27 protein-coding genes, 1 tRNA gene, 1 other RNA gene and 1 pseudogene are annotated in these 22839 nt (G+C 65.4%); 13 read left to right on the forward strand and 17 right to left on the reverse strand.

The features are described from left to right. Positions 1 to 3: 3 nt before the first annotated feature. Both ffs and yfcF read right to left on the reverse strand, forming a co-directional pair. An RNA gene (gene ffs / locus ACTPOE_RS08425) (signal recognition particle sRNA small type) lies at positions 4 to 101 on the reverse strand. A gap of 75 nt (positions 102 to 176) precedes the next feature. After that, positions 177 to 809, reverse strand: a complete 633-nt coding sequence (gene yfcF / locus ACTPOE_RS08430; protein WP_458871764.1) for a glutathione transferase — start codon at positions 807 to 809, stop codon at positions 177 to 179. Here yfcF and ACTPOE_RS08435 point away from each other — a divergent pair. After that, the gene (locus ACTPOE_RS08435; RefSeq protein ID WP_458871765.1) at positions 797 to 952 is read left to right on the forward strand and encodes a hypothetical protein; all 156 of its coding nucleotides are present in this window, start codon (positions 797 to 799) and stop codon (positions 950 to 952) included. The two genes, yfcF and ACTPOE_RS08435, sit on opposite strands and share 13 nt — an antisense overlap. Positions 953 to 1156: 204 nt before the next feature. Here ACTPOE_RS08435 and ACTPOE_RS08440 read toward each other — a convergent pair whose 3' ends face one another. From ACTPOE_RS08440 to ACTPOE_RS08450, 3 genes are all read right to left on the reverse strand, one after another. Next, positions 1157 to 2119: an alpha/beta hydrolase family protein gene (locus tag ACTPOE_RS08440; RefSeq protein ID WP_458871766.1), complete on the reverse strand. Its 963-nt coding sequence runs from the start codon at positions 2117 to 2119 to the stop codon at positions 1157 to 1159. A gap of 77 nt (positions 2120 to 2196) precedes the next feature. Next, positions 2197 to 3438, reverse strand: coding sequence for an MFS transporter (locus ACTPOE_RS08445; protein ID WP_458871767.1), 1242 nt, complete (start codon positions 3436 to 3438; stop codon positions 2197 to 2199). Between the two features lie 30 nt (positions 3439 to 3468). Then, positions 3469 to 4293, reverse strand: a complete 825-nt coding sequence (locus ACTPOE_RS08450; protein ID WP_458871768.1) for an amidohydrolase family protein — start codon at positions 4291 to 4293, stop codon at positions 3469 to 3471. 97 nt (positions 4294 to 4390) lie between these two features. Here ACTPOE_RS08450 and ACTPOE_RS08455 point away from each other — a divergent pair, with 97 nt between their 5' ends. Further along, positions 4391 to 5275, forward strand: coding sequence for a LysR family transcriptional regulator (locus ACTPOE_RS08455; protein WP_458871769.1), 885 nt, complete (start codon positions 4391 to 4393; stop codon positions 5273 to 5275). 97 nt (positions 5276 to 5372) lie between these two features. On the opposite strand, the pseudogene ACTPOE_RS08460 reads toward ACTPOE_RS08455, so the two are convergent. From ACTPOE_RS08460 to ACTPOE_RS08475, 4 genes and pseudogenes are all read right to left on the reverse strand, one after another. Next, positions 5373 to 5630, reverse strand: a pseudogene (locus tag ACTPOE_RS08460) (IS3 family transposase); the annotation flags it as partial. 133 nt (positions 5631 to 5763) lie between these two features. Continuing rightward, on the reverse strand, positions 5764 to 6258 hold the full coding sequence (locus ACTPOE_RS08465; protein WP_458871770.1) for a GNAT family N-acetyltransferase: 495 nt from the start codon (positions 6256 to 6258) through the stop codon (positions 5764 to 5766). Beyond that, positions 6258 to 6557: a type II toxin-antitoxin system TacA family antitoxin gene (locus tag ACTPOE_RS08470; RefSeq protein ID WP_458871771.1), complete on the reverse strand. Its 300-nt coding sequence runs from the start codon at positions 6555 to 6557 to the stop codon at positions 6258 to 6260. Before ACTPOE_RS08470 ends, ACTPOE_RS08465 begins: the two co-directional genes overlap by 1 nt. A gap of 216 nt (positions 6558 to 6773) precedes the next feature. Beyond that, positions 6774 to 6858, reverse strand: a tRNA-Leu gene (locus tag ACTPOE_RS08475). Positions 6859 to 7263: 405 nt separating this feature from the next. Here ACTPOE_RS08475 and bioB point away from each other — a divergent pair. After that, entirely contained in the window at positions 7264 to 8250 is a 987-nt protein-coding gene (gene bioB / locus ACTPOE_RS08480; protein ID WP_458871772.1) for a biotin synthase BioB, read from the forward strand. After that, entirely contained in the window at positions 8238 to 9149 is a 912-nt protein-coding gene (locus ACTPOE_RS08485) for an EamA/RhaT family transporter (RefSeq protein WP_458871773.1), read from the forward strand. Before bioB ends, ACTPOE_RS08485 begins: the two co-directional genes overlap by 13 nt. Here the strand turns inward: ACTPOE_RS08485 and ACTPOE_RS08490 are convergent. Continuing rightward, positions 9096 to 10478: an MFS transporter gene (locus ACTPOE_RS08490; protein ID WP_458871774.1), complete on the reverse strand. Its 1383-nt coding sequence runs from the start codon at positions 10476 to 10478 to the stop codon at positions 9096 to 9098. The two genes, ACTPOE_RS08485 and ACTPOE_RS08490, sit on opposite strands and share 54 nt — an antisense overlap. Positions 10479 to 10587: 109 nt before the next feature. Between ACTPOE_RS08490 and moaC the strand changes: the two genes are divergently transcribed. From moaC to ACTPOE_RS08515, 5 genes are all read left to right on the forward strand, one after another. Further along, positions 10588 to 11082: a cyclic pyranopterin monophosphate synthase MoaC gene (moaC, locus tag ACTPOE_RS08495; RefSeq protein WP_458871775.1), complete on the forward strand. Its 495-nt coding sequence runs from the start codon at positions 10588 to 10590 to the stop codon at positions 11080 to 11082. Next, complete coding sequence (locus tag ACTPOE_RS08500; protein WP_458871776.1) at positions 11060 to 11314, forward strand: MoaD/ThiS family protein; 255 nt, start codon at positions 11060 to 11062, stop codon at positions 11312 to 11314. Before moaC ends, ACTPOE_RS08500 begins: the two co-directional genes overlap by 23 nt. Positions 11315 to 11332: 18 nt before the next feature. Continuing rightward, complete coding sequence (locus ACTPOE_RS08505; RefSeq protein WP_458871777.1) at positions 11333 to 11785, forward strand: molybdenum cofactor biosynthesis protein MoaE; 453 nt, start codon at positions 11333 to 11335, stop codon at positions 11783 to 11785. Between the two features lie 282 nt (positions 11786 to 12067). After that, entirely contained in the window at positions 12068 to 12598 is a 531-nt protein-coding gene (gene moaB, locus ACTPOE_RS08510; RefSeq protein WP_458871778.1) for a molybdenum cofactor biosynthesis protein B, read from the forward strand. A 1-nt stretch (position 12599) separates the two neighbouring features. After that, positions 12600 to 13808, forward strand: a complete 1209-nt coding sequence (locus ACTPOE_RS08515; protein ID WP_458871779.1) for a molybdopterin molybdotransferase MoeA — start codon at positions 12600 to 12602, stop codon at positions 13806 to 13808. 3 nt (positions 13809 to 13811) lie between these two features. On the opposite strand, the gene mobA is transcribed toward ACTPOE_RS08515, so the two are convergent. The 5 genes from mobA to ACTPOE_RS08540 all read right to left on the reverse strand — a co-directional run bounded on the left by mobA (position 13812) and on the right by ACTPOE_RS08540 (position 17278). After that, on the reverse strand, positions 13812 to 14387 hold the full coding sequence (mobA, locus tag ACTPOE_RS08520; RefSeq protein ID WP_458871780.1) for a molybdenum cofactor guanylyltransferase MobA: 576 nt from the start codon (positions 14385 to 14387) through the stop codon (positions 13812 to 13814). 154 nt (positions 14388 to 14541) lie between these two features. Next, positions 14542 to 15627: a GTP 3',8-cyclase MoaA gene (moaA, locus tag ACTPOE_RS08525; protein ID WP_458871781.1), complete on the reverse strand. Its 1086-nt coding sequence runs from the start codon at positions 15625 to 15627 to the stop codon at positions 14542 to 14544. 4 nt (positions 15628 to 15631) lie between these two features. Then, positions 15632 to 16093, reverse strand: coding sequence for a universal stress protein (locus ACTPOE_RS08530; RefSeq protein WP_458871782.1), 462 nt, complete (start codon positions 16091 to 16093; stop codon positions 15632 to 15634). Between the two features lie 70 nt (positions 16094 to 16163). Beyond that, on the reverse strand, positions 16164 to 16526 hold the full coding sequence (locus tag ACTPOE_RS08535) for a protein tyrosine phosphatase family protein (RefSeq protein ID WP_458871783.1): 363 nt from the start codon (positions 16524 to 16526) through the stop codon (positions 16164 to 16166). Next, positions 16523 to 17278, reverse strand: coding sequence for a ChbG/HpnK family deacetylase (locus tag ACTPOE_RS08540; RefSeq protein ID WP_458871784.1), 756 nt, complete (start codon positions 17276 to 17278; stop codon positions 16523 to 16525). Before ACTPOE_RS08540 ends, ACTPOE_RS08535 begins: the two co-directional genes overlap by 4 nt. A 67-nt stretch (positions 17279 to 17345) precedes the next feature. Between ACTPOE_RS08540 and ACTPOE_RS08545 the strand changes: the two genes are divergently transcribed. Further along, positions 17346 to 17738, forward strand: coding sequence for a GtrA family protein (locus tag ACTPOE_RS08545; protein WP_458871785.1), 393 nt, complete (start codon positions 17346 to 17348; stop codon positions 17736 to 17738). On the opposite strand, the gene ACTPOE_RS08550 is transcribed toward ACTPOE_RS08545, so the two are convergent. Continuing rightward, entirely contained in the window at positions 17698 to 19344 is a 1647-nt protein-coding gene (locus ACTPOE_RS08550) for an ArnT family glycosyltransferase (RefSeq protein ID WP_458871786.1), read from the reverse strand. The genes ACTPOE_RS08545 and ACTPOE_RS08550 overlap by 41 nt on opposite strands. Further along, positions 19341 to 20435, reverse strand: coding sequence for a glycosyltransferase family 2 protein (locus ACTPOE_RS08555; RefSeq protein WP_458871787.1), 1095 nt, complete (start codon positions 20433 to 20435; stop codon positions 19341 to 19343). The genes ACTPOE_RS08550 and ACTPOE_RS08555 overlap by 4 nt, the downstream gene beginning before the upstream one ends. 169 nt (positions 20436 to 20604) lie before the next feature. Here ACTPOE_RS08555 and ACTPOE_RS08560 point away from each other — a divergent pair, with 169 nt between their 5' ends. From ACTPOE_RS08560 to ACTPOE_RS08570, 3 genes are read left to right on the forward strand one after another with little or no spacing between them, the layout of a single operon-like run. Beyond that, positions 20605 to 21027 (forward strand): group III truncated hemoglobin, encoded by a 423-nt coding sequence (locus tag ACTPOE_RS08560; RefSeq protein ID WP_458871788.1) that lies wholly within the window; start codon positions 20605 to 20607, stop codon positions 21025 to 21027. Then, on the forward strand, positions 21005 to 22258 hold the full coding sequence (locus ACTPOE_RS08565; protein ID WP_458871789.1) for an NnrS family protein: 1254 nt from the start codon (positions 21005 to 21007) through the stop codon (positions 22256 to 22258). Before ACTPOE_RS08560 ends, ACTPOE_RS08565 begins: the two co-directional genes overlap by 23 nt. 25 nt (positions 22259 to 22283) lie before the next feature. Continuing rightward, complete coding sequence (locus tag ACTPOE_RS08570) at positions 22284 to 22748, forward strand: RrF2 family transcriptional regulator (RefSeq protein WP_458871790.1); 465 nt, start codon at positions 22284 to 22286, stop codon at positions 22746 to 22748. The last annotated feature ends 91 nt before the right edge of the window (positions 22749 to 22839 follow it).

Here is a 22839-nt window from a genome sequence, read left to right on the forward strand (position 1 = left end):
AGGAAAGGCGAGCCTGACTTCGGCACTGGTTCCGCGCGGCTGTGGCTGCTTCGTTCCCGACCTGACCAGGTTCACCGCCGAACCATGCGAAGGGGCCCGCCTCTGGAATTCTAACAGGGTTTCGGCACCGGAGCGCCGGCCGCCCGACGCGCAGCGCCGGGACCATGGTGGCTGGCTCAGAGCCCGGGGCGCGGCAGCACGACCCAACGCTGAACCGAGGACCGGTGCCACTGGCGGTCCGCATACTCCGCCAGCCGGCGGGGCACGGCATCGCCGCACAACACCAGCCGGTTGAGCATGAACGCCAGCTCGAAATCCGCGATGCTCCAGGCCCCGAACAGATCGCCGGCGCCTTCGGGCAGCAGGCGATCGGCCACAGAGAACAGCTTGTCGGCCGCCTGCCGCGCCGCCTCGGACAGGGGCGCGAGCGGCTGCGGACGACGGAACAGGTTTTCCGACGAACGCTCCTGCCGGATCGGCATCAGGTCGGTGCGCAGCCAGGCCTGGATCTGGCGCGCACGCGCGCGCTGCGGGGCGGCGGCCGGATAGAGCGCAACGCCCGGGAAGACCTCGTCCACGTATTCCGTGATCGCCGACGATTCAGTCAAGGCGAACGCCCCATGCGCCAGCATGGGGACTTTCCCCGTCAGGGACTGAGAGACGTAGCCGGATTCACGCTGCGCCCCCCGGTCAAGGTCGACCGGCGACAGTTCGAAGGGTACGCCCTTTTCCTCCAGTGCGACGAAGACCGACATCGCATACGGACTGATGAAATTCGCGTCGGTGTACAGGGTGAGTGGATTCGACATTCCAGGGGCCTCCTTTTGCCACGAGCACGGCCCGGGCCTACGTCCTGGACCGAGGGCAGATCACCCACGCCGGGTCGGCCACCGAATTCGGCCAGGACGAGCAACGCGGGCAGGAATTGGCCGGGGCCAGCGCCCAGAAATAGGCATTCACGGATTGAGTGCTTCGCCCACGCACGCCCGCACGAACTGCCGGAGCAGGTCCCGGGCCGCCGCGGTGTCACGCAGGCCGCCCAGGATCGCATCGGGGCCGCGGCCTTCGGCGCCTGGTGCATATTGAATTGAACAAAAGCACATCAATGCGCACCGCCCGGCCGGCACAGTGCCATGTCGCCAAGGGCTTACCGTGATCAGGGCCGCTTTGTCTGCCGCAACCAGCTTGCCAAGACATCGGCAACGACATGGTTATTCCTGTCCATCATCATGAAGTGGCTATTGCCACGAATACCCATCGATGGCAAATCAACGATCGCCGCACGCCCCCGCCCCTCGAGAATCGGGTCCAGGTGGACTTGTGCCCGGTGTCGGATATCCGGCCATTGAGGATGCTTGTCTAAACAATCTCCATAAACCACCAGGATCGGCAGATCTTTCATCCGATCAGCGTCGCACGGATTGGGCCCGAAACCAGCCGGTTCGATCAGTATGAGCATATCGAATAATTCCGGCCTTTCCTGGGCCAGTTCCAGAGCTTGCGTGGCACCTGAGGAAAATGCCAGGATGATACTTGGCCCAAGCATGTCCAGCAATTTTACATAGGCGGCTTTAGCCATATCGGCATTGCAGGTCCAACGGGGAACGATCTGTTTGATGAATTGTTCGTATGCCGCAGTCGGAAACTCCGTCCCATCAATCACCTGATGATGATCAGGATCAATATGATAGCCGGACACTCGCCCGAAACGAAAGGATTCGAAGCCCCGTTCCGCAGTCATGAACGTGGGTTCCGTCTGATATATCTCAGGATAGGGGCACCAACCTGAACGACCCCGTTCAACCGGGTCTGTATTATAGACGGGGTAGCCCAGCCGAAGAAAATAATCCAGCCACCCCGGGCGTCCATCAGGCGTTGTTTCAAAATTCACTCCTGTCAATCCACCCCCAGGCCAAAATACCAGAGGCTTGCATGGATGATCGCTGGTCGGGATGAAATACTGGACATACATCTGCCCAACCATATATGTGCCATCCTGCTCGTAACGCTCGATCCAATTCGGAGAGTAGTGGATTTCCTTCGCCGGTCGACCTTTGAGAACCACATGATGCCCGCCAACATGGAATGAACCGAAATCCACAAGAGAAATATCTTCCATTGGCAGCTTCTTCGATATGGGTCTTATTGCCATGATGTTGCGCCTTGGGAGGGGAAGGAAGGGGGGTCTGAGAAATGCTAGCTCACATTCGCTGCCTCCGCATCGAGTTTCTCATGGCTGGTTTCTCGAAGTAGCGAAGCGGAAATCAGGAGTAGGCCGTAGCAGCTGCAGGTGATGATCGCAATAGCAGTACCCAAAGGCATGAATTCGCTGATCTTTCCAACCAAAGCGGGAAACCACGAGGCGATCACCCCGCCGATGCAATAGCAAAATCCGACTCCCGCCCCACGGGCATGCTGCGGGTAAAGTTCACTGAACCAAGCTCCCATTGACGCGGGAACGCCAGCGGCAAAGAACCCAAGCGGAAAGCCCAATACCAGCATGCTGCTAGTGCTGAGCGGAGCATACATATATAAATAAACCGAAATCAAGCAGCACAGAGAAAACCCGATCACAGTATTCCTGCGGCCGAACCTGTCCAACAAATAAGCGCATACGGCACAACCGCACCAGAATGCCACGATAATGACGGCCAGATAGGCGCTGGAACTCTCGACCGAGAGATGACGATCCGTCTGCAAATATGCCGGCAACCACGTCATGAGTGCATAATAACCCCCTCGCGCACCCACACTGAACACAGCGCCAACCAAGGTGAGGGCAAGCAGCTCACGAGAAAATATGATGAACGCGGAATAGCGGCCCGACTTATTTTCTGCCGCTATTGCGCGCGGCGGCTCTGGCACGTGCCGACGCAGGAACAGGACGAAGATGGCGGGTATCGTGCCAACTACAAACATGATGCGCCAGGCAATCTCCGGTTGAAAGAAGGAGAAAACGATCGCATAGATCAGAACGGAAGCCCCCCAACCAACGGCCCAAGCGCTTTGCACCAATCCCATCGCTCGTCCTCGAACCTTGGTGGGCAGGGATTCGGACAACAACGCGGCGCCAGCCGCCCACTCGCCGCCGAACCCGATCCCTTGCAATGCCTTGAGCACGACCAGCTGTTCGAAACTTTGAGCGGCCGCAGTAAACAGGGTGAAAATGGAAAACCACAGGATCGTTACCTGGAGGATGCGGACTCGTCCGAACTTATCGGCAAGCGCACCAGCCAGCCAGCCTCCTAATGCCAAGGAAAAGAGAGATATGCCGCCGGCAAAGCCTGCCTGAGCTTTACTGATATTCCATGTTGCCATCAGGGATGGAATGGCTTGAGCATAAACCTGGATATCCAGGGCATCCAGCGCCCAACCGCCAAAACAGGCCCAGAATGTCAATTTTTGGGATCGTGATAGATTTCTAAACCAATCGAACATGGCTTGCCTCCTCAAATATTGGCTCACGCCTTATATTGCTTGACGTTGAAAATGGAAAAGACTCAACGGAGTGGAAGACAACACTTGATAGATGATGTCTTCCGAATCAAAGAGCTCCCGAAACTGCGCCAGTTGCGCAGGTTTTTGCAAAACTGACGAATGTTCGGAGTGAGGCCAATCGGAGCCCCACACCAGGCGCCCCGGAGAAAATGCGCCCAGCAACTCCCTACTCAGCCGCCGCGCAAGATCGCTGCAATCTTCCGACGAGGGAAGGCGATAGGGGGCCGAGAGCTTTACCCAGACCAATCCCGTCTCACTCGTCTTCAACAGATACTGAAATCCAGGATCGCTGACGCCCAAGGAGGCATCCGGGCGACCAAAATGATCGACCACGATCTTGCAGCCTCTGGCCAATAACGGCGCAACGAGTTCCGGCAAATACCGAGCGGTAGCATGCAACTCAATGTGCCAATCGTGCTTGTGCACGAAATCCAGCAACCGGCTCCAATCTTCGGATGCCAGATCCGGAATGGACCTGCCGATCAAGTTGAGTCGAATCCCAACAATACCGGCCGCATGAAAGGCAAGAAGATCTTCTGTGCCAATGTTCGGATCGACAACGGCAACCCCTCGGAGTCGGGTCGGATGGCCTAACAAGGCAGACAGCATGTATTGGTTATCCGTACCCAGAAAACTCGGCTGGACTAGAACTCCGTACTCAACTGCATTCCGTCGCAGCATTTCCAGGTAATCAGTAATCGTCGCGTCTCGATCTGGTGTGTAACGGCGTGCTTGCACCATGCGAAGTTTCGTGGTGAAGATATGAGCATGACTGTCAACGACCGGGTAAACCATGAGAGCTCTGGCGATGCATAAAATGACACCAGTGCATTCTAGCGATAAAACATATATAATTTTATATGATTATGTATTTTTTTCATATTAATTTGATATGGAATCTCCTGCACTTCGCCACTTTCTTGCGGTTGCGGAATCCGGGTCTGTCACTCAAGCGGCAGCATCTCTGGGTATCGCCCAGCCCGCCTTAAGCCAGTCCATTTCCCGTCTCGAGAAGCACCTAGGCGCCAAATTATTCTTCCGAACTCGCCGAGGAGCGAGCCTAACCCCTGCTGGTCAGGCTATCTTGGAAGACATCCGCAATGCATTATTTATGATCGACAAAGCGGAGCGAGTGGTGCATGACGTCACTCGTGGCAGTGCCGGTCAGCTGACGATCGGAGTCGTTTCCTCGTCACTGGTACATGTCCTGCCCACCGCATTGCGCCGCCTGCGAGAATCAACCCCCGGCGTGAGTATCATCCTGTCTGAAATGAACAACGCCCAGCAGATTCAGGCCCTGCAATCCGGCCACATCGATGTCGGTCTATTACACCCACCAGTCATCGTAGGAGAACGCTTTCGTGAAAGATTGCTGACTCGCGAGCCCCTGATCGCCGCCCTGCCAGCCAATCTGCACACTAGCGGCAAGGACCAGATATCACTTGCAGAAATTGCCCGTCATGGCCTAGTCATGTTCCCGCAATCGCATCTGCCCGCTTTTAATGCGCGCATCCTGGAGGCTTTCCGGGTACAGTCCCTCCATGTCCATGTCTCTCAGGAAGCCAATCGAACACTAACAGTACTGGCATGCGTTGCAGCGGGTCTGGGCATTGCCCTGCTGCCGTCCTGGATACAGGACCTTGCATTTGACGGTGTGCGCTATTGCCGTATCGAAAACGGGGACTGTTTGCCATCGTTCGATCTGAGCGTCGTCTGGCGAGGGAGTTCAACCCCAAGCCTGGCCCAACGGTTCGTCGAAGCGATTCACCCCATCTAGATTCACCCCATCTACAACACCACCACCCCTGACGCATGGCAGCGGCCAAGCCAAGACGGTGGACTTTCTCCGAAACGGTGGACAGTGCAGAGCCTCGCGCGGCGGCGCGTTCAAGCGCCTCAGGACTGACGCCGCCCAGATGACTGTGGCGACGCTGTCGATTGTGGAAGACCTCGATGTAGTCGAAGATATCGACACGGGCCAGGTCACGGGTTTTGTAGATGCGTTTGCAGATGCGTTCCTTTTTCAGACTGCTGAAGAAGGGCTTGGTCACAGCGTTGCCCCAACAATTTCCTCTTCTGCTCATGCCGGGCGGCAATCTGTTGGCACGGCAGAACCGCACCCAGTTATCTGCAGTTCAAAAACAGGGGATTTATCAACACTCTGAGGGGTGCCTCCTATTGGAAGCACCCCTTTTTTTACATGCGTGATGGTGCGGCGGGCCTCGCCGCGAGACGCCTGTGCCTTTAAGCAGTCGTTCATGCTGCCTAAACGTACTTTCGAGCATCCTTCAGAAGCAGTATTAACTGACTCTCCTGTTCTGGTGTGGGCTCGAACCCGAATTTGCGATAGAACGTGTCGGCTTGTGTGTCGATAGGATGGGTCAGCAAAGCGCGTATCCCTGCCTGTTCGGAAATGAGCAGGGTACGTCGGATGGCATCTTGCAGCATGCCCATCCCGACGCCTTTCCCTTGGTAGTCGGTATCAACAGCTAAGCGGGCCAACAGCACGACAGGAATGGGATACTGACCCATGCCACGTCGAACCCGCTCCGGGACTTCGGTCGTGTCGACCTGGCCAACTGTCAGGCTGAAATACCCCGCCACGCGCTGACCATCACAACCGACAAAGGTTCTGGCTGAGCCGCTGCCCTGGGCTTGTCTGGCGTGGCGTAGCAGCCAATCGGTCAACGCCGGCTTGCCGCAGTCGAATCCTTCAAGATTGTGATGAGCTGCAAGTGCTACAGGCGCCGACAGTCTCATCAAGCCTCCCAGGGGGCCTTCCTGGCGAAGAGGTCAGCCAATCCTGGATTGTGTTGTTCAGGGCGGTCGAGCAATTCCAGTAAGGCTTGATATTGGGAGCCCGACACCATGAATAGCCGCTGGTCGAGCAAGGTCTGCTCCGCAGCGCGTGTTGCAGCGTCGAGAATGAATTCGGTCAAGGATTTATGCGCGACATTCGCAGCACGGCGTAATACGGCTTCCTGTTCCGATGTGGTGCGCAACCCCAGGCGAGAAGACTTTGGGGCAGGGACGGATGTGGATATGGCTCGCGCAGGCATGATGTTAGCCCAAAGTTTGCTTTGTACGCTTAATGTTAGCACATTCCGCCATGAAATTCGTGTAGGCCAAACGCGCCAGGAAGCTGCTGCCCAAGTTCCTGGCCTTGATCGCTCAGTTTGAGCAAAGCCCGGCCAAGGCGCTGGCCGCTACATTACGATCATGGCTGGAGCCGATCGTTTATTGGGTAGAGCCTTGATTTCTCAGAAGTTTTTGAATGGTGCCCGAGGCCGGAATCGAACCGGCACGCCTTGCGGCGGGGGATTTTGAGTCCCCTGCGTCTACCAATTTCACCACTCGGGCGGGACCGACGCGACAGAACATCGCGCCGGAAAGAGGGAGCATCATTATACGGCGTTTTCTTCCTTCCCTCGTCTCCAGGCGCCGGGCTGCCGGCGCAACGCGAGAATGTCCGGCCTGGAGATGGAGGCACGGACATTTCTGCTTCGCATCAGCAGCGAGGCAAAACCCTTTTGTTCCAATCAGGACGAAGCAGCCCCGCGCGAGCTGAAAATCACAACTCTTTACATATCGACCCGCCGGGAAAGATCGCGACCGAAACCCGGGGCGACTGCGTGGCTATCCCGGAATAGACGACAAGATCATCAAATTACCTGTGATTTGCAAACCGATAGACCAATTTTCCAGCTTGCGGCACGGGGCCGGCAGCGCCTACGATCCGTGCTGTTTCCCCTCCCGGAGCCTGTCATGCACGCCCGCACCCGCCACGAGTTCCTGGCCCCCGCCTGGTCGACCCGGACGATCCTGGACCTGTTTGCCCTGCCCTTCAACGATCTGCTGCTGCGGGCACAAACCGTGCACCAGGCGCATCACCCAGCCAACGCCGTCCAGCAGTCCAGCCTGCTGTCGATCAAGACCGGGGCCTGTCCCGAGGACTGCGCCTACTGCCCGCAGTCCTCTCGCTATCACACCGAGGTGGAACCGGCGCCGCTGATGCCGCTGGACCAGGTGCTGGAAGCGGCGCGCAAGGCGCGGGACGCGGGCGCGCAGCGCTTCTGCATGGGGGCCGCCTGGCGCTCGCCGACCGAGCGCCAGCTGGATCAGGTGATCGGACACGTGCGGGCCGTCAAGGCTCTGGGCCTGGAGACCTGCGTCACCCTGGGCATGCTGAAGGACGGTCAGGCCGAGCGCCTGAAGGCCGCCGGCCTGGACTATTACAATCACAACCTGGACACCGCCCCTGAATACTACGGGGAAATCATCCGTACCCGGGGCTTCCAGGACCGGCTGGACACGCTGCGGCGCGTGCGCGACGCCGGCCTGAAGGTCTGCTGCGGCGGCATCGTCGGCATGGGGGAATCGCGCGACATCCGCGCCGGTCTGATCGCCGCCCTGGCCAACCTGGACCCCTACCCCGAATCCGTACCCATCAATCAACTGGTGAAGGTGCCGGGCACCCCGCTGGCCGACGCGCCCGACCTGGATCCCATCGAGTTCGTGCGCACGATCGCGGTCGCCCGCATCGCCATGCCCCACGCCGTGGTGCGGCTGTCGGCGGGCCGCGAAGACATGCACGACAGCACCCAGGCGCTGTGCTTCATGGCCGGCGCCAACTCGATCTTCCACGGCGAGCGGCTGCTGACCACGCCGAACCCGCAGGCGCAGGCCGACGCCCGGCTGTTCGAGCGCCTGGGACTGGTGCCGATGCCGGAGGCCGAACCATGCACACCCTGATCCTCAGTATTTCCTTCAGCGTCGCCGTCTCGATCTTCCTGAAGCTGGCCCGCAGCGGCGGCATCCGCGTCGACCAGGCCATCGCCGTCAACTACGCGACGGCCGTGGCGCTCAGCCTGTGGCTGCTGCGTCCGCCCCTGAACACGCTGTTCGAGCAGCCTCCCGCAGTCTGGCTGATCCTGGGCCTGCTGGGGGTACTGCTGCCCAGCGTGTTCCTGGTCATGGCGGCCGCCGTGCGCCGGACGGGGATCGTTCGCAGCGACACGGCCCAGCGCCTGTCGCTGATCCTGCCGCTCCTGGCCGCCTTCCTGGTGTTCCACGAGGCCGCGTCGGGCCGCAAGCTGATCGGCATCGTCCTGGCGCTATGCGCCCTGGCCTGCTTGCTGGCGCGCCCCGGGCCTGCGGCACCCGAGGCGCCCCCGCGCCCGGTGCCGCAGGCGGATGCAGCCTCCGCGCCCGATGACGAGGCGCGAGGCACCGCATCGCGCGGCTGGCTGACGTTGCTGGGCGTCTGGGCGGGCTATGGCTGCATCGACATCCTGTTCAAGCAGATGGCGCGGATCGGTGCGGGCTTCGCCGGCAGCCTGCTGCTGAGCTTCACCCTGGCCGGCCTGCTGATGGGCCTGTGGCTGCTGGCCCGGCGTACCCGCTGGCACACCCGCAGCCTGGCGTCGGGGATCCTGCTGGGCGGACTGAACTTCGGCAACATCTACTTCTACATCCGCGCGCACCAGACCTTCCCGGACAATCCCACCCTGGTGTTCGCCGCCATGAACATCGGCGTGATCTCGGTCGGGACACTGGTGGGCGCCGGCCTGTTCCGCGAACGTCTGAGCGCGGTGAACCTACTGGGGATCGGCCTGGCCCTGGGCGCTATCGTGCTGCTGTTCCCCCGCTGAGGCCGTCCGGGCCGGAGCCGGTTCCGGCTCCTGGTCCGGCGCGGCGGACACCGCCAGGGGATCGTCGATCACCGGATCGTGCGAGATGTCGCGCTGCGGATCGATGCGCGGATCCAGCACCGCCATCACGTTGGAATTCTGCAGTGTGTCGGCCATGGGCACGAACTGGGTGGGCGCGTCCTCGCTGCGGTGCGTGCCCTTGACCTTCCGCTCGCGGATGAACACCACCAGCAGGGCGGCGCACGCCGACACGAAGACGAAATACACGTCCGATCCCCAGGCCCGCATGAGGCCGCCGGCCGCCAGCGGCCCCAGACAGGCCCCCAGGCCGTAGACCATGTACAGCAGGGCGCTCAGGCCTACCCGCCGTTCGGGATCGACGTTGTCGTTGGCAAAGGCCGCCCCCATGGGATAGAGCGTGAACTGGACGATCCCCAGCACGCCGGAAAAGGCTACCAGGGCCGGGTAGGGAAATTCGAACCAGCCCCACAGGGGCACCCCCAGGCACAGCAGGAGCAGCGCGCCCAGGCGGATCAGCCGCACCCGGCTCATGTGATCGGCCAGCCAGCCCAACGGCCACTGGCACACCAGGCCGGCCGCCACGGACACCGCCAGGAACACCCCCACCTGGTGATTGTCCATGCCGTGCTGCAGTCCGTAGACGGGCGCCAGGCCATAGAACGCGCCCGTCAGCATGCCGGCGAGGAACAGCACCGTCAGGGACAGGGGCACACGCGCCACGTAGTAGCGCAGGGCCAGGGGCGCCGGCACCTGCAGGGCCGGGTGCAGGCGCCGCGTCAGCGTCACCGGGATCAGGCTGAGCACGCTGCAGATCGCCACGAACACCAGTGGCTCGGCATCCAGTTTCGGAAACAGCCCCACCGCCAGCTGGCCCAGCACCGTGCCCAGACAGGACGCGACCATGTAGAAGCCGAACACGGTCCCCCGCGAGGCGTTCTCGGTCTGCTCGTTGAGCCAGCTTTCGATGGCGATGAACAGGCTGACCATGGCGATGCCCGCGACGAAGCGCAGCGCCAGCCAGACCCACAGGTTCTCGATCAGGATCAGCGCCAGCACGGTGACGGTGACCAGCGCCGCGCAGGCCGCGTAGGCGCGGATGTGGCCCACGCCGATGATCAGCCGGTGTCCGATCCGGGCACCCAGCACCAGGCCCAGGTAATACGCGGCGATCATCGCCCCGACCCAGACCTCGGACACGGACAGCGCCGTCAGGCGCAAGCTCAGGTAGGTATTGAACAGCCCGGAACTGAGCAACAGGATCAAGGTCGCCAGATACAGGGAAAAGAATGCGCCGATTGTCTTGGCCATGCGGGATTCCGGTCGGGAGCGCCGCCGGCATCCGACCGGCATTGCTCTCAAGCGAGCATCATAGCAGCGGCGCATGCCGCCCGGCGGCATCCTCGTTTATCATAGGACCATGAGCGAAACAGACCTCTCTCCCACTCTCAGCCACCTGGATGAAAACGGCCAAGTCCGCATGGTCGACGTCGGCGCCAAGGCCCCGACCGACCGCACCGCCGTGGCCGAGGGCCGCGTGCGCCTGAACGCGCACGCCTGGGGCCTGCTGTCGGCCCAGGCCAACGCCAAGGGCGAGGTCCTGAACACGGCCCGCATCGCCGGCATTCTGGCGGCCAAGCGCTGCGCCGAACTCATCCCCCTGTGCCACAGCCTGCCGCTCAGCTTCGTCGGGGTGGACTTCTCGGCCGACGAATCCAGCCGCACGCTGACCATCCGCGCCACCAGCCGCACCCGTCACCAGACAGGCGTCGAAATGGAGGCGATGATGGCCTGCTCGGTCGCCGCCCTGACGGTCTATGACATGTGCAAGGCCGCCGACAAGGGCATCGTCGTCGAGCAGATCCGCCTGCTCAGCAAAACCGGAGGCAAGAGTGGCGACTGGCGCAACGATTGATGTCCTGTATTTCGCCCAGGTCGCGGAACACATGGGCATGCGGCGCGAAACCCTGCCGCTGGACGCGCCCGTCCGGGCGGGCGACTGGCTGGACGCGCTGGCGATGCGCTGTCCCGCGCTGGGATCCTCGACCCGCCTGAAACTCGCCATCAACCAGGAACACGCCGGACGCGCCGCCACGATCCGCCCGGGCGACGAGGTCGCCGTGTTCGAACCCGTCACCGGCGGCTAGGGCCGGTTCGCGCGCATCATGATCCGCATCCAGACCGAACGCTTCGAGGTCGCCGAACTGACCGACCTGCTGCAGGCCCGCGCGGCTGGTCGGGCCGGCGCCCTGGTGCACTTCCTGGGCATGGTGCGCGACTACAGCCCCGACGCCGACTCCCGCAGCCTGTTCCTGGAACACTACCCGGGCATGTGCGAACGCGAGATCCAGGCGCTGTGCGATCATGCGAAACAGCGCTGGGACATCCTCGACACTGTGGTGGTCCACCGGGTCGGAGAACTGCCGCTGGGCGATCCCATCGTCTTCGTCGGCGTGGCCGCCGCCCACCGGGGCCAGGCCTTCCAGGCCTGCGAATACATCATCGACGCCCTGAAGACCCGCGCCCCCTTCTGGAAGCGCGAGACCCTGGCCGACGGCCGCGCCTTCTGGGTCGAACAACAGACTGCCGACGCGGAGAAAACCGCCCGGTGGGACTAGGGCCTGTTCACACTAATCAAGGAGTCGCGAAGGCATGAAAAATCTGGCTGAACAAGGCGCCTGGCGCCGCGCGTATGTCCATACGCGCAAGACGGGCAACGCAGGGCAGGCGGATTTTTCATGCCTTCCCGCAGGGTTGGGCCTGAGCGCCGCCGCCCGCTGCGTTGTCCATCCTCGCAAGACATTGAGTCTTGCTGCGGTGCACGCCTTGCGCTCGACAGCGCTCAGGCCCAACGCGATCCCCTTGATTAGTGTGAACAGGCCCTCGCCCCAGGACACGCCATGAAAGCCAACCCCGCCCTGCCGCCCGTCAGCCTGCGCTGCGCGGTGCTGACGATCTCCAGCCGCCGCACGGCCGCCGAGGACACGACCGGCGACTATCTGGCCACCGCCCTGGGCGAGGCGGGCCACGCCCTGCGGGCCCGCGCGCTGTGCCCGGACGACCGCTACCGGATCCGCAAGGTCGTCAGCGACTGGATCGCGGATCCGGATATCCAGGTGATCCTGTGCAATGGCGGCACGGGCTTCACCCACGGCAAGTCCACCATCCCCGCCGTCACGCCGCTGCTGGACCAGGTCGTGCCCGGCTTCGGCGAACTGTTCCGCCACCTGTCCTGGCTGGACATCGGCGCTTCCTCGCTGCAGTCCGACGCCCTGGGCGGCATGGCCAACGACACCCTGGTGTTCTGCCTGCCCGGTTCGACGGGCGCCTGCCGGCTGGCCTGGGAAAAGATCCTCCTGCCCCAGCTCGACAGCCGCCAGCGCCCCTGCAATTTCGCCAGCGTCTACCGCGCGGCGCATATGGACATCTGACATGCTCGATTTCGATACCGCCCAGGCACGGCTGGCGGCGCGCGGGCGCGCGCCCACCGGGCACGAAACCATCCCTCTCGACGCGCTCTCCGGCCGCGTGCTGGCCCAGGACATCGTCGCCGTCCTGGACCTGCCGCCCGCCGACAACAGCGCCATGGACGGCTACGCGCTGCGCGCCGCCGACGCGGCGGTCCCCGGCGCCACGCTGCCGGTCCAGCAGCGCTGCTTCGCCGGTCAGGCCCCCGATCCCCTGCTGCCTGGCCAGGCCATCCGGCTGTTCACCGGCAGCGTGATCCCGGCCGGCGCCGACACCGTCGTCATGCAGGAAGACTGTCGCGAAGACAATGGCCGGGTCGCCATCCTGACGCCGCCCCCGCCCGGACGGCACATCCGCCGCCGGGGGGAAGACATGCGGACGGGGCAGATTGTCCTCGTCCGCGGCACCCGCCTGGAAGCCGGCCAGCTGGCTGTCCTGGCGGCCCAGGGCTACGACCGGGCATCCGTCTTTCCCCGCCTGAAGGTCGGCATTCTGACCACCGGCGACGAACTCGTCCCCCCCGGCCAGCCCCTGCCCCCGGCCGCGATCCACAATTCCAACGCGCCGATGCTCGCCAGCCTGTGCGGCGGCCTGGGCACGGCCGCGCCGGTGTTGCGCCACGCCCGCGACGACGCGGACGCCACTCGCCGTGCGCTGGCCGAACTGAACGAGGCCTGCGACCTGGTGCTCAGCGTGGGCGGCGCCTCGGTCGGGGAGAAGGATCTGGTCAAACCCGCCATCGAGGCCCTGGGCGGCACGCTGGATCTGTGGCGGGTGCGCATGAAGCCGGGCAAGCCGGTCGCGCTGGCCGAACTGAACGGCCACCCGGTGGCCTGCCTGCCCGGCAACCCGGTCTCGGCCTTCGCCGTGTTCACGCTGCTGGTCAGCCCCCTGATCCGTGGCCTGCAGGGCCGCCGGGACGTGCTGCCCCCCGTGAGGCGCGGCATCCTGGACACGCCTCGTCCCGTCGGCGGCGAACGCGACGATTTCCTGCGCATCCAGGCCGTGCGGGGCGCCGCCGGACTGCCCCGCCTGACGCCGCACACCCAGCAAAGCTCGGGGGCGCTCGGCAGCCTGGCCTGGGCGCACGGCCTGGCCCGCATTCCGGCGGGTTCGCGGCTGGAATCCGGCGCGGAAGTCGACTGGATGGCGCTGTCCGACTGGCTGTCCTGACTTCTACCGCCAGCGCGCCCAATCGTCGGGAGTATTCAGATTGACCAGCGCGTCCGCGTCGATGAAATCGACGGCGATCGCGCCGCAGGACCGCAACCAGCCCTGGACTTGACGACTGCCCGCGTCCAGGAACGCCCGCAACCCGTCCGCCAGATCACGGTGCGCCATCAGGCAGAGCGGATGCGGACCTTCGGACGTGCGCGCATAGGCTGGACGGTCGGGCCGGGCCGCCTCGCCCAGCCGCGCACCCAGATCGCCGGGCCAGCGCAGCACATCCACAGGCAGCACGAACAGCCAGGGCGATCGCGCCCGCCGCAGCCCCGCCAGCACTCCGGCCAGGGGACCGCAATCCGCATATTCGGGGTCGTCGCGCACGACCGTGCCATAGGCGGCGTAGTCGTCGAAATGACGGTTGGCACTGATCCACAGGACGTCCGCCCCCTGGGCGCGCAGATGTCGGCAGACGTGGGCCACCAGGGGTTCGCCACGCCAGGGCATCAGCCCCTTGTCGGCCTGGGGATCCCGGGCGGTCCGCATGCGCCGTGACTGCCCGCCCGCCAGAATCAGGCCATCGAACACTTCAGCTTGCCTCCACCGCGCGACTTGCTCCCACGCTGCTGCTTTCGTCCACCTCCCGGCCCGCATGCCGCTCGGATTCTCCACCTCCCGGCCTGCATGCCGCTCGGATTCGTCAGGCTTGGCGCAGCCCGCAGGGGCTGCGCCAAGTCCTGCCTCATCCACCGATGTAGCTCATCTCGACCTTGTGGTCGCGATGGGCCTCGCCGCGCGATTCGGAATAGCGGTCGTCACGCGCCTGCCAGACGCCCGCCAGACGCCGCGCCAGCGCCGCGTCGTCGGCCCCGGCGCGCAGCAGGCCGCGGATGTCGTGGCCCTGTTCGGCGAACAGGCAGGTGAACAGCCGCCCTTCGGGCGACAGGCGCAACCGCGTACAGTCCCCGCAGAAGGGTTGGGACACGCTGGTGATCAGGCCGATCTCGCCCGCGCCATCGGCATAGGCCCAGCGGGTGGCGACTTCGCCCCGGTAGCGGGCCTGGATCGGCCGCAGCGGAAATTCGGCGCCGACGATCCGCACGATCTCCGCCCCGGTAACGACTTCGTCCATGCGCCAGCCGTTGGTGTTGCCGACGTCCATGTATTCGATGAAGCGCAGCGTATGGCCGGTACCCCTGAAATGGCGCGCCATCGGCAGGATCTGGCCGTCGTTCATGCCCCGACGCACGACCATGTTGACCTTCACGGGCGCCAGCCCGGCCGCGGCGGCGGCCTCGATCCCTTCGAGGATCGTGGCGACCGGGACGCCACTGTCGCTCATGCGCTCGAACAGGGCGTCGTCCAGCGCGTCGAGGCTGACCGTCACCCGTGTCAGGCCGGCGTCTGCCAGCGCGCGGGCCTTGCGGGCCAGCAGCGTGCCGTTGGTGGTCAGGGTCAATTCGGGCGGCTCGCCGTCCGGCGCGCGCAGATCGGCCAGCATCCCGACCAGGGTCTCGATCTGCTTGCGCAGCAAGGGTTCGCCGCCGGTCAGACGGATCTTGCGCACCCCGCCCGCCAGGGCGATCCGGGCGACCCGGGTGATTTCCTCGAAGGTCAGCAGGGCGCCATGCGGCAGGAAGGCATGATCCGCGCCGAACAGTTCGCGCGGCATGCAGTAGGTGCAGCGGAAATTGCAACGATCCGTGACGGAAATCCGCAGGTCGCGCAGGGGACGCCCGAGCGCGTCACGCACCGACCCGCCCGGCGCCGGGGCCGCGTCGCGGCCTTCCGGCGCCGGGTCTGGCCGGCGAGGGATCACGCTGGGCATGGAATCAGTCGTTTTCCTTGACCCGGTAGACCAGGGTGGCGACCTTGGCCAGGCCCAGGACCTTGACCGTGACGCTTCCCAGCAGCAGACGCGACAGGCCGCTGCGGCCATGGCTGCCGATGAAGATCAGGTCGCAGCCTTCGGTCTGGGCGGCCTGCACGATGCCGTCGGCGACGTTGAAGTTGGACACCGCCAGGGACTTGGCCTTGACACCGGCCGTCTCGGCCCGGTCGAGCACGGCCTGGAGGTATTTCTGGGCCTGCTCGGCGGCGGTGCGATCGTAGTCTTCATCCGTGATGGCATAGGCGGCGGCCATGCCGTCGAAGCCGACCGTGGCGGCGAAAGGCTGGCTCACGTGCAGCGCGACGATCTCCGCGCCAATGGTGCGGGCAAAGCAGACGCCCTTGTTGGCCGCCTGGGCGGAAAGCTTGGAGCCATCCGTGGGGATCAGGATTTTCTTGAACATACGCGGATCATCCAAAACGCTGACTAGGGGACATCAGCATAACCGCTGGCCCCCCGAAATGACAGTCGGATCAGCCCTGAGTTTGATCTGCGCCATACTCCCGGGCCGCCAGGAACAGATTCGTGCAGCGCGCGCCCGAGCGGCAGAAGGCCAGCACCGGAGCGGGCAGCTCCTGCAACAGGCCGACGAACTCGGCCACGTCGGCGGCGGTGATTGCGCCGCTGACCACAGGCTGGTAGCGCGCCTGCAGCCCTGCGTCCCGGGCCGCCCGCAGCACATCGTCCGACAAGGGCTGCCCGGGGCCGCCCTCGCCGTCCGGGCGGTTGATGATGACAGACTTGAACCCCGCGTCCGCCAGGGCCTGCATGTCATCGGGCCGCAACTGGGGCGCGACGGAGAAATCGGGGGTCAGGGTCTGGTAGGTCGGGGTCATGTTGTCTCGATCGTCAGGTGATGTTCCGCCAGCAGCCGTCCCATCAATGGACCCGCCAGCACCTCGTGCTCGGCCTGGCGCTGCGCCGACAGGCCGTCGGTGCCATCCACACCGAGCGCGGGATGGCACATCAGCACGTCGCCGTCGCGGCACGACGCCAGCCAGCGGCGCATCCAGCCCTCGTAGGCCGGAACGCCGCCCTGAAAATCATACACGCCCAGGAAGCCGGGATTGAGCGCATGGCCGCGCGCGGCCGCCCGCCGCCGCAAGCCGGCGGCGCCCAGCCCGGCGATGACGGCGGCCTTGAAGCGCAGGCGCGGCGGCAGGCCCGCCATGCGGGGCCGTCCGACGTCGCGGATCCAGGGCCGGCCGTCCCGAGGCTCGGGCAGCGATTCCAGCAGTGCCTCGCGGATGCCGGGCAACTGGTGCACGTGCTGGTGACCGTCGATGTAATCGGGCGCGCGGCCCGTGATGTCCTGGAACAGCGCCAGCTGCCGCTGAACGGCGGCGCGCACGGCGTCGCCGGGCAGCCGCCCCAGCCAGGCCGTCCGGATCAGCGTCCCCAGAGGCAGACACGGACCGGGCTGGCCGAAGGATTCGGTGAAGTTCAGGTGCAGGCCGAGCTGGAGCCCGGAAGCCAGCAGGGCCTGTGTGTCCCGGCGCGCGGCCGGGCCGTCGACCAGCAGGCTGGTGGCCGACAAGCGCCCCAGCCCGGCCAGCGACAGGATGCCGGCGTTGACCGCCGGATTCATTCCGAAATCATCGGCGCACAATACAATGCGCCGGTATCGATGCCCTGCTGCTTGTGAATCCGGATCCATGTTCAAGAAACTCGCTGCCCAGATCGGCTGGTTCGTCATTGTAGGCTGCGCGGCGGCGGCCACCCACTGGGCGGTCGCCGTGGCCTGCGTGGCCCTGGGGGGGCTGGCGCCGCTGGCCGCCAACATCGTCGGCTGGCTGGTGGCGTTCGGCGTGTCCTTCACGGGCCATTACCGCCTGACCTTCCGCCGCCATCGCGCGCCGCTGCGCCGCGCCGCCGCGCGGTTCTTCCTGGTGTCGGCGCTGGGCTTCGCCGTCAACGAGGCCGCCTACGCCGCGCTGCTGCGCCTGACGACGATCCGCTACGACGTCCTGCTGGCCCTGGTGCTGGTCGGCATCGCCGGGATGACCTTCATTCTGGGGCGCTACTGGGCGTTTCGCCGCAGCCATTGACGGTTTCGGCGGCCGGGACACGCCACAAGCCCATCTTGCGCGTCCGCGCCTGGGGCTCGCGGCCCGACAGCGCCGGATAGCGGTCGGCCTCGTCCAGCCAGGCCAGCAGCCAGGTCGTCGCATGGCCCGGATCGCATAGGTAGGCCTGCAGCCGCTCCGGCGACCACAACCTGTCGGCGCCCCGATCGGGCGCGAAGCCGGCCGCATCGGCCAGTTCGCGGCGCCAGTCGTCGCCCTGCATGACATGCGGATCGTCCCAACGCGTGACGGCGATGACCGGATCGCGCCAGCCGGCATACATGGGCACGTCGTAGGCGTACTGACCGAGCATCACCAGACGGTCGCCGGGCGCCGCCGACGCGGCCAGCGCCTGGGCCAGGCTCCTGGTGCTGCGCTGCGGGAACAGCACCAGCGCCACCACCGCCAGCAGGCACAGGCCGGCCGCCACCAGGGCATGGCGCACCAGGCCGCGGCCCGCCCCCGGGGCGTTGGATTCTTCCCGCTGCTCGAAAGTTTCCTGGATGAACCAGGCCAGCGGCGGCAGCGCGGCGATCACATAGCCGACCAGTTTCGAGGCGGGAATCGAGAAGAACACCAGCACCACGACCAGCCAGGACAGCATCAGGCCGCGCAACACCCGGCGGTCGACCTGTTCGATCCGGTGGGCGGGCGGCACGAACGCCGTCTGCAGCGGCCCCCGGGGCTGGAACCAGCGCCACAGCTGGATCGACCAGGGCAGCGTCAGGCCCAGCACCACCGGTACGTAAAACCAGAAAGGGTACGGATTGTTGAAGCTGGATTCGAGGAAGCGCCGGAAATGCTGGTAGACGATGAAATAGTCGAAGAAGCCTGAATGGCGCATCTCCATGATCGCCACCCAGGGCAGGGCCAGCGCCAGGAACAGCAGGATGCCCGGCCACCACAGCAGGCGCCCCAGAGCGCGGTACCGGCGCCGGCCCAGGAGCCAGAAGAACAGCACCCCGCCCGGCAGCACGACGCCGATCAGGCCCTTGGCCAGGAATCCGGCCGCCGCCGCGGCATACATGGCCGTCAGCGACCAGGCGTCCGGACGCAGCTGCTCGCGGCGGAACACCGCGTCGGCGCCCGCCATCACGGTCAGGCCCATCAGGGCGGCCACCAGCATGTCCAGATTGGCGTAGTGCGCCGCGCCGAACAGGAAAGGCTGCACCGCCAGGATCAGGACCGTCCGGCTCGCGGAGCGACCGCTGGCGTAGCGGCGCAGGAAGACGTAGGTCACCGTCACCAGCGCCGTGGCGGCCAGCACCGAGCACAGTCGCCCGGCCCAGGCATTGTCGCCGAACACCGCCAGGGACGCCGCCGTCAGCCAGTAGAACAACGGCGGCTTGTGAAAGAAGGGCAAGCCGTCCAGGCGCGGCGTCAGGTAATCCCCCGAAGCCAGCATGTGCCAGGCCACCCCGACGTAGCGGCCCTCGTCGGGCAGCAGCAGGGGATACGCCCAGGTCGTGGCCGCCAGCCAGAGAAAGGTGAACAGCGCCACCCAGGGCCAGGCACGCCGGGCCTGCAGGCGCCGCCAGAGGGATTCTCCGGCATCCACCAGCCGCGTGCCGAAGACGGGGAATCTCATGCTTGCCGTTCTCCCGGGGAAAGAGGATCATCGGTCGCCGGAGCGGGATCCGCGCCCGCCGCGTCGGACCGCGCATAGCGCGGCGGCGGAACTTCCAGACCGGGGCGGGAACCGGATCCGGCGCCCGGGCCACGGCCCGGGCCGACGCCGTCCAGCCCCGCGCCCGCACGTTCCCGCAGCAGGTAGACGGGCCGTCCCTTGACCTCGGTGAAAATGCGGGCGACATATTCGCCCACCACCCCCAGCGACATCAGGTTGACCCCGGCGAAGAACAGGATCACGGTGATCAGGGTGGCCCAGCCGCGCACCGCGTCGCCGTAGAGCAGATGGGACACGATGATGAACAGGCCATACAGGAAGGCCAGCAGCGACACGCAGGCTCCCAGCAGGCTGAGCAGGCGCAGCGGCCAGGTGGTGAAGGCCGTCAGCCCGTCCACGGCGAAGCGCAGCAGCTTCAGGGGCCGGAAACGGCTGGTGCCGTGCAGCCGCTGGGGCGGCGTGTAGGCCATGGCCTCGGACTGGAAGCCGACCCAGGCGAACAGGCCCTTCATGAAGCGGTCGCGCTCCGGCAGCCGCTTCAGGGCTTCGACCACGGCTCGATCCATCAAGCGGAAATCCCCGGCGTTGGGCGGCACGCCCAGGCCGTTCGAGGTGCGCATCAGGGCGTAGAACAGCCGGGTGCCGACGCGCTTGAACCAGGTCTCGTCGTCGCGCGTGGCGCGCACGGCGTAGACCATGTGCACCCCGGCGCGCCAGCGCGCCAGCATCGCGGGAATCATGTCCGGGGGATGCTGCATGTCGGCATCCAGGCAGACCACGGCGTCGCCGCGCGCCACGTCCAGTCCGGCGGTCAGGGCGGCTTCCTTGCCGAAATTGCGCGACAGGCGCAGATAGACGATTTCCGGATGCAGGCTGGTCCAGTGGCGCATCAGTTCCGGAGTGCCGTCGGTGCTGCCGTCGTCGACGACGATGATTTCCGGCGTGCAGTCCTGGCGCGCCAGCATGGCCAGCAACTCCGGCAGCAGCACGCCCAGGTTGGCCTGCTCGTTCAGGCAGGGAATGACGCAGGACAGGGCGGCGGTTTCGGGCATGATGGGGAACGCCAGCATGGCTGGGCGACACGCAATATGGGGGACGAGTGAAGTCTTCGATCATAACTGAACGCCGGACCCGGCGGGCCTCGCCGGCGCCGATGAGACTTTGCGGTTCTCCATTAAGATAACTATAATATGAATCTTTGAAATCCCTACCCGCAGCCGCATGGAAGACACTCCGGTCTGTACCGAGGACGAGATCACCTCCCTCGTCCACCGCTTCTACCGCCGCGTCCGCCAGGATCCGGTCCTGGGGCCGGTCTTCGACGCCCACATCGACGACTGGGACGAACACCTGGAACGCATGGTGCGCTTCTGGTCGTCGCTGCTGCGGCGCACCGGCACCTACAGCGGCGCGCCCATGCCGCGCCACATCGCCCTGCGGGGCCTGGAAGGCCCGATGTTCGTGCGCTGGCTGGATCTGTTCCGCGACACGCTGGATGAATTCGATAATCCCGCCTTCACCGCCCAGGCCGAGGACTTCGCCCGACGCATCGCCCGCAGCCTGTGGTATGGCTACCAGATCAGCCACCAACCCGACCAACCCGTGACGGAGTTCGACGCCCATGTCCCGCCTGCTCGATATTGAGGAACCAGCCGCCGCCGCGCCGCGGCCGTCCATGGCGGCCTTCCTGGCCCTGGGATTCAGGCCGCTGTACATGGCCGGCGCCGCCTGGGCGCTGATCTCGATCGCCCTGTGGATTTTCGCCCCGCAGGTACTGGACGGTCCCCTGCCGCAGGTCTACTGGCACGCCCACGAAATGCTGTGGGGCTTCATCATCACCATCGCGGTCGGCTTCCTGCTGACCGCCAGCGCCACCTGGACCGGATTCAATCCCCTTTCCGGCCGCCCCCTGGGCCTGCTGTGCCTGCTGTGGCTCATCGCCCGCGTCGGCTTCCTGGCGGGCGGACTGCCGGGCTTCTGGATCGCCACGGCGGCCGAACTGCTGTTCTTCCTGACCGCCGCGACCAGCCTGATGCGCGTGATGGTCAAGGGCCGCAGCCGCCGCAACTACGGTCTGCCGGTGGTGATGCTGGCGCTCGGCGCGGCCGATCTGCTGTACCTGCTGGCGGCGCGGCGCGGCGACTATGCGCTGCTGATGCAGCGCTTCGACCTGGGCCTGATCGGCATGGCCGTGATCGCTCTGCTGATCGCCCGGCGCGTCATTCCCTTCTTTTCCATGCGCATGGTCCAGGGCCTGCAGATCCCCATGCTGACCCGCTCCGGCCACGTCCAGATGGTCTTCAGCGCCCTGGCGCTGGCGGCCGGCGTACTGATGCAGATCGCGCCGCCCGCCGCCGGCGGGCCGGCGTTCCTGCCGCTGCTCATGGCCTTCAGCCTGGCGCTGACCGGCCTGATCAGCCTGGGCCAACTGCTGGCCTGGCGGCCTCTGGCCGTGCTGCGCAAGCCCATGTTGTGGATCCTGTACCTGGGCTACGCGTTCATCGGCGTCGGTCTGCTGGTCGCGGCGGTCCAGGTCAGCGGCCTGTTCGACCCGACGCTGCTGCGCGGCCTGCTGGCCCGCAGCGCCACGCACGTCCACCTGATCGGCATGGCGGGCTTCTGCATCCTCATCATCGGCATGCTGACCCGCACTGCCCTGGGCCATCTGGGGCGCCCGCTGGCCCTGGACGGCAGCATGCTGGCCAGCTACTGGCTGATGATCGCCGCCGTCGTCTTCCGGCTGGCCGCGCTGTGGCCCTCGGCCGCCAGCCAGCACCTGCTGCACCTGGCCGCCGCCGCCTGGATCCTGTGCCTGGGGCTGTACCTGTGGCGCTTCGCGCCGATGCTGATCCGTCCCCGGCCGGACAGGCCCTGATGCCCGTCCCGACCCAGAGCCCGACATGCGTCTGACCAACATGAGCGACTACGCGGTGCGGCTGCTGATCTATCTCGGCAGCCACCGCGACCGCCTCTGCACGATCGCCGAGATCGCCCAGGTCTACGGCATTTCCGAGCCGCATCTGATGAAGATCACGCACCGCCTGGCCCAACGCGGCTGGATCCGCACCGTGCGCGGCAAGAACGGCGGCATGGAACTGGCCCACGAGCCCTGCGAGATCCGCCTGGGGGCGCTGATACGCGACATGGAGAACGACCTGGCGCTGGTCGAGTGCATGGGAGCCGACAATCACTGCATCCTGAGCGGCTGCTGCGGCCTGAAGCCCATCGTCGCGGGCGCGATGAAGGCCTTCATGGATCACCTGGACGCCCATACCCTGGCCGACGTCATCCCCCCCATCTCGCCGGCCGCGATCCGCATCGCGCCCGAGCGCGTGGCGGCGGGCGATTTCCCGACAACCGCGTGAGGCGCCGCCCCGCTCGGACGAGGAAGGGCCGAACAGCCCGACCACGGGGAGGACCGTCGCACAGGGCGCAGGGCCTCCGCCACCGCGCGTA

This window comes from Castellaniella sp. WN (assembly GCF_054457555.1).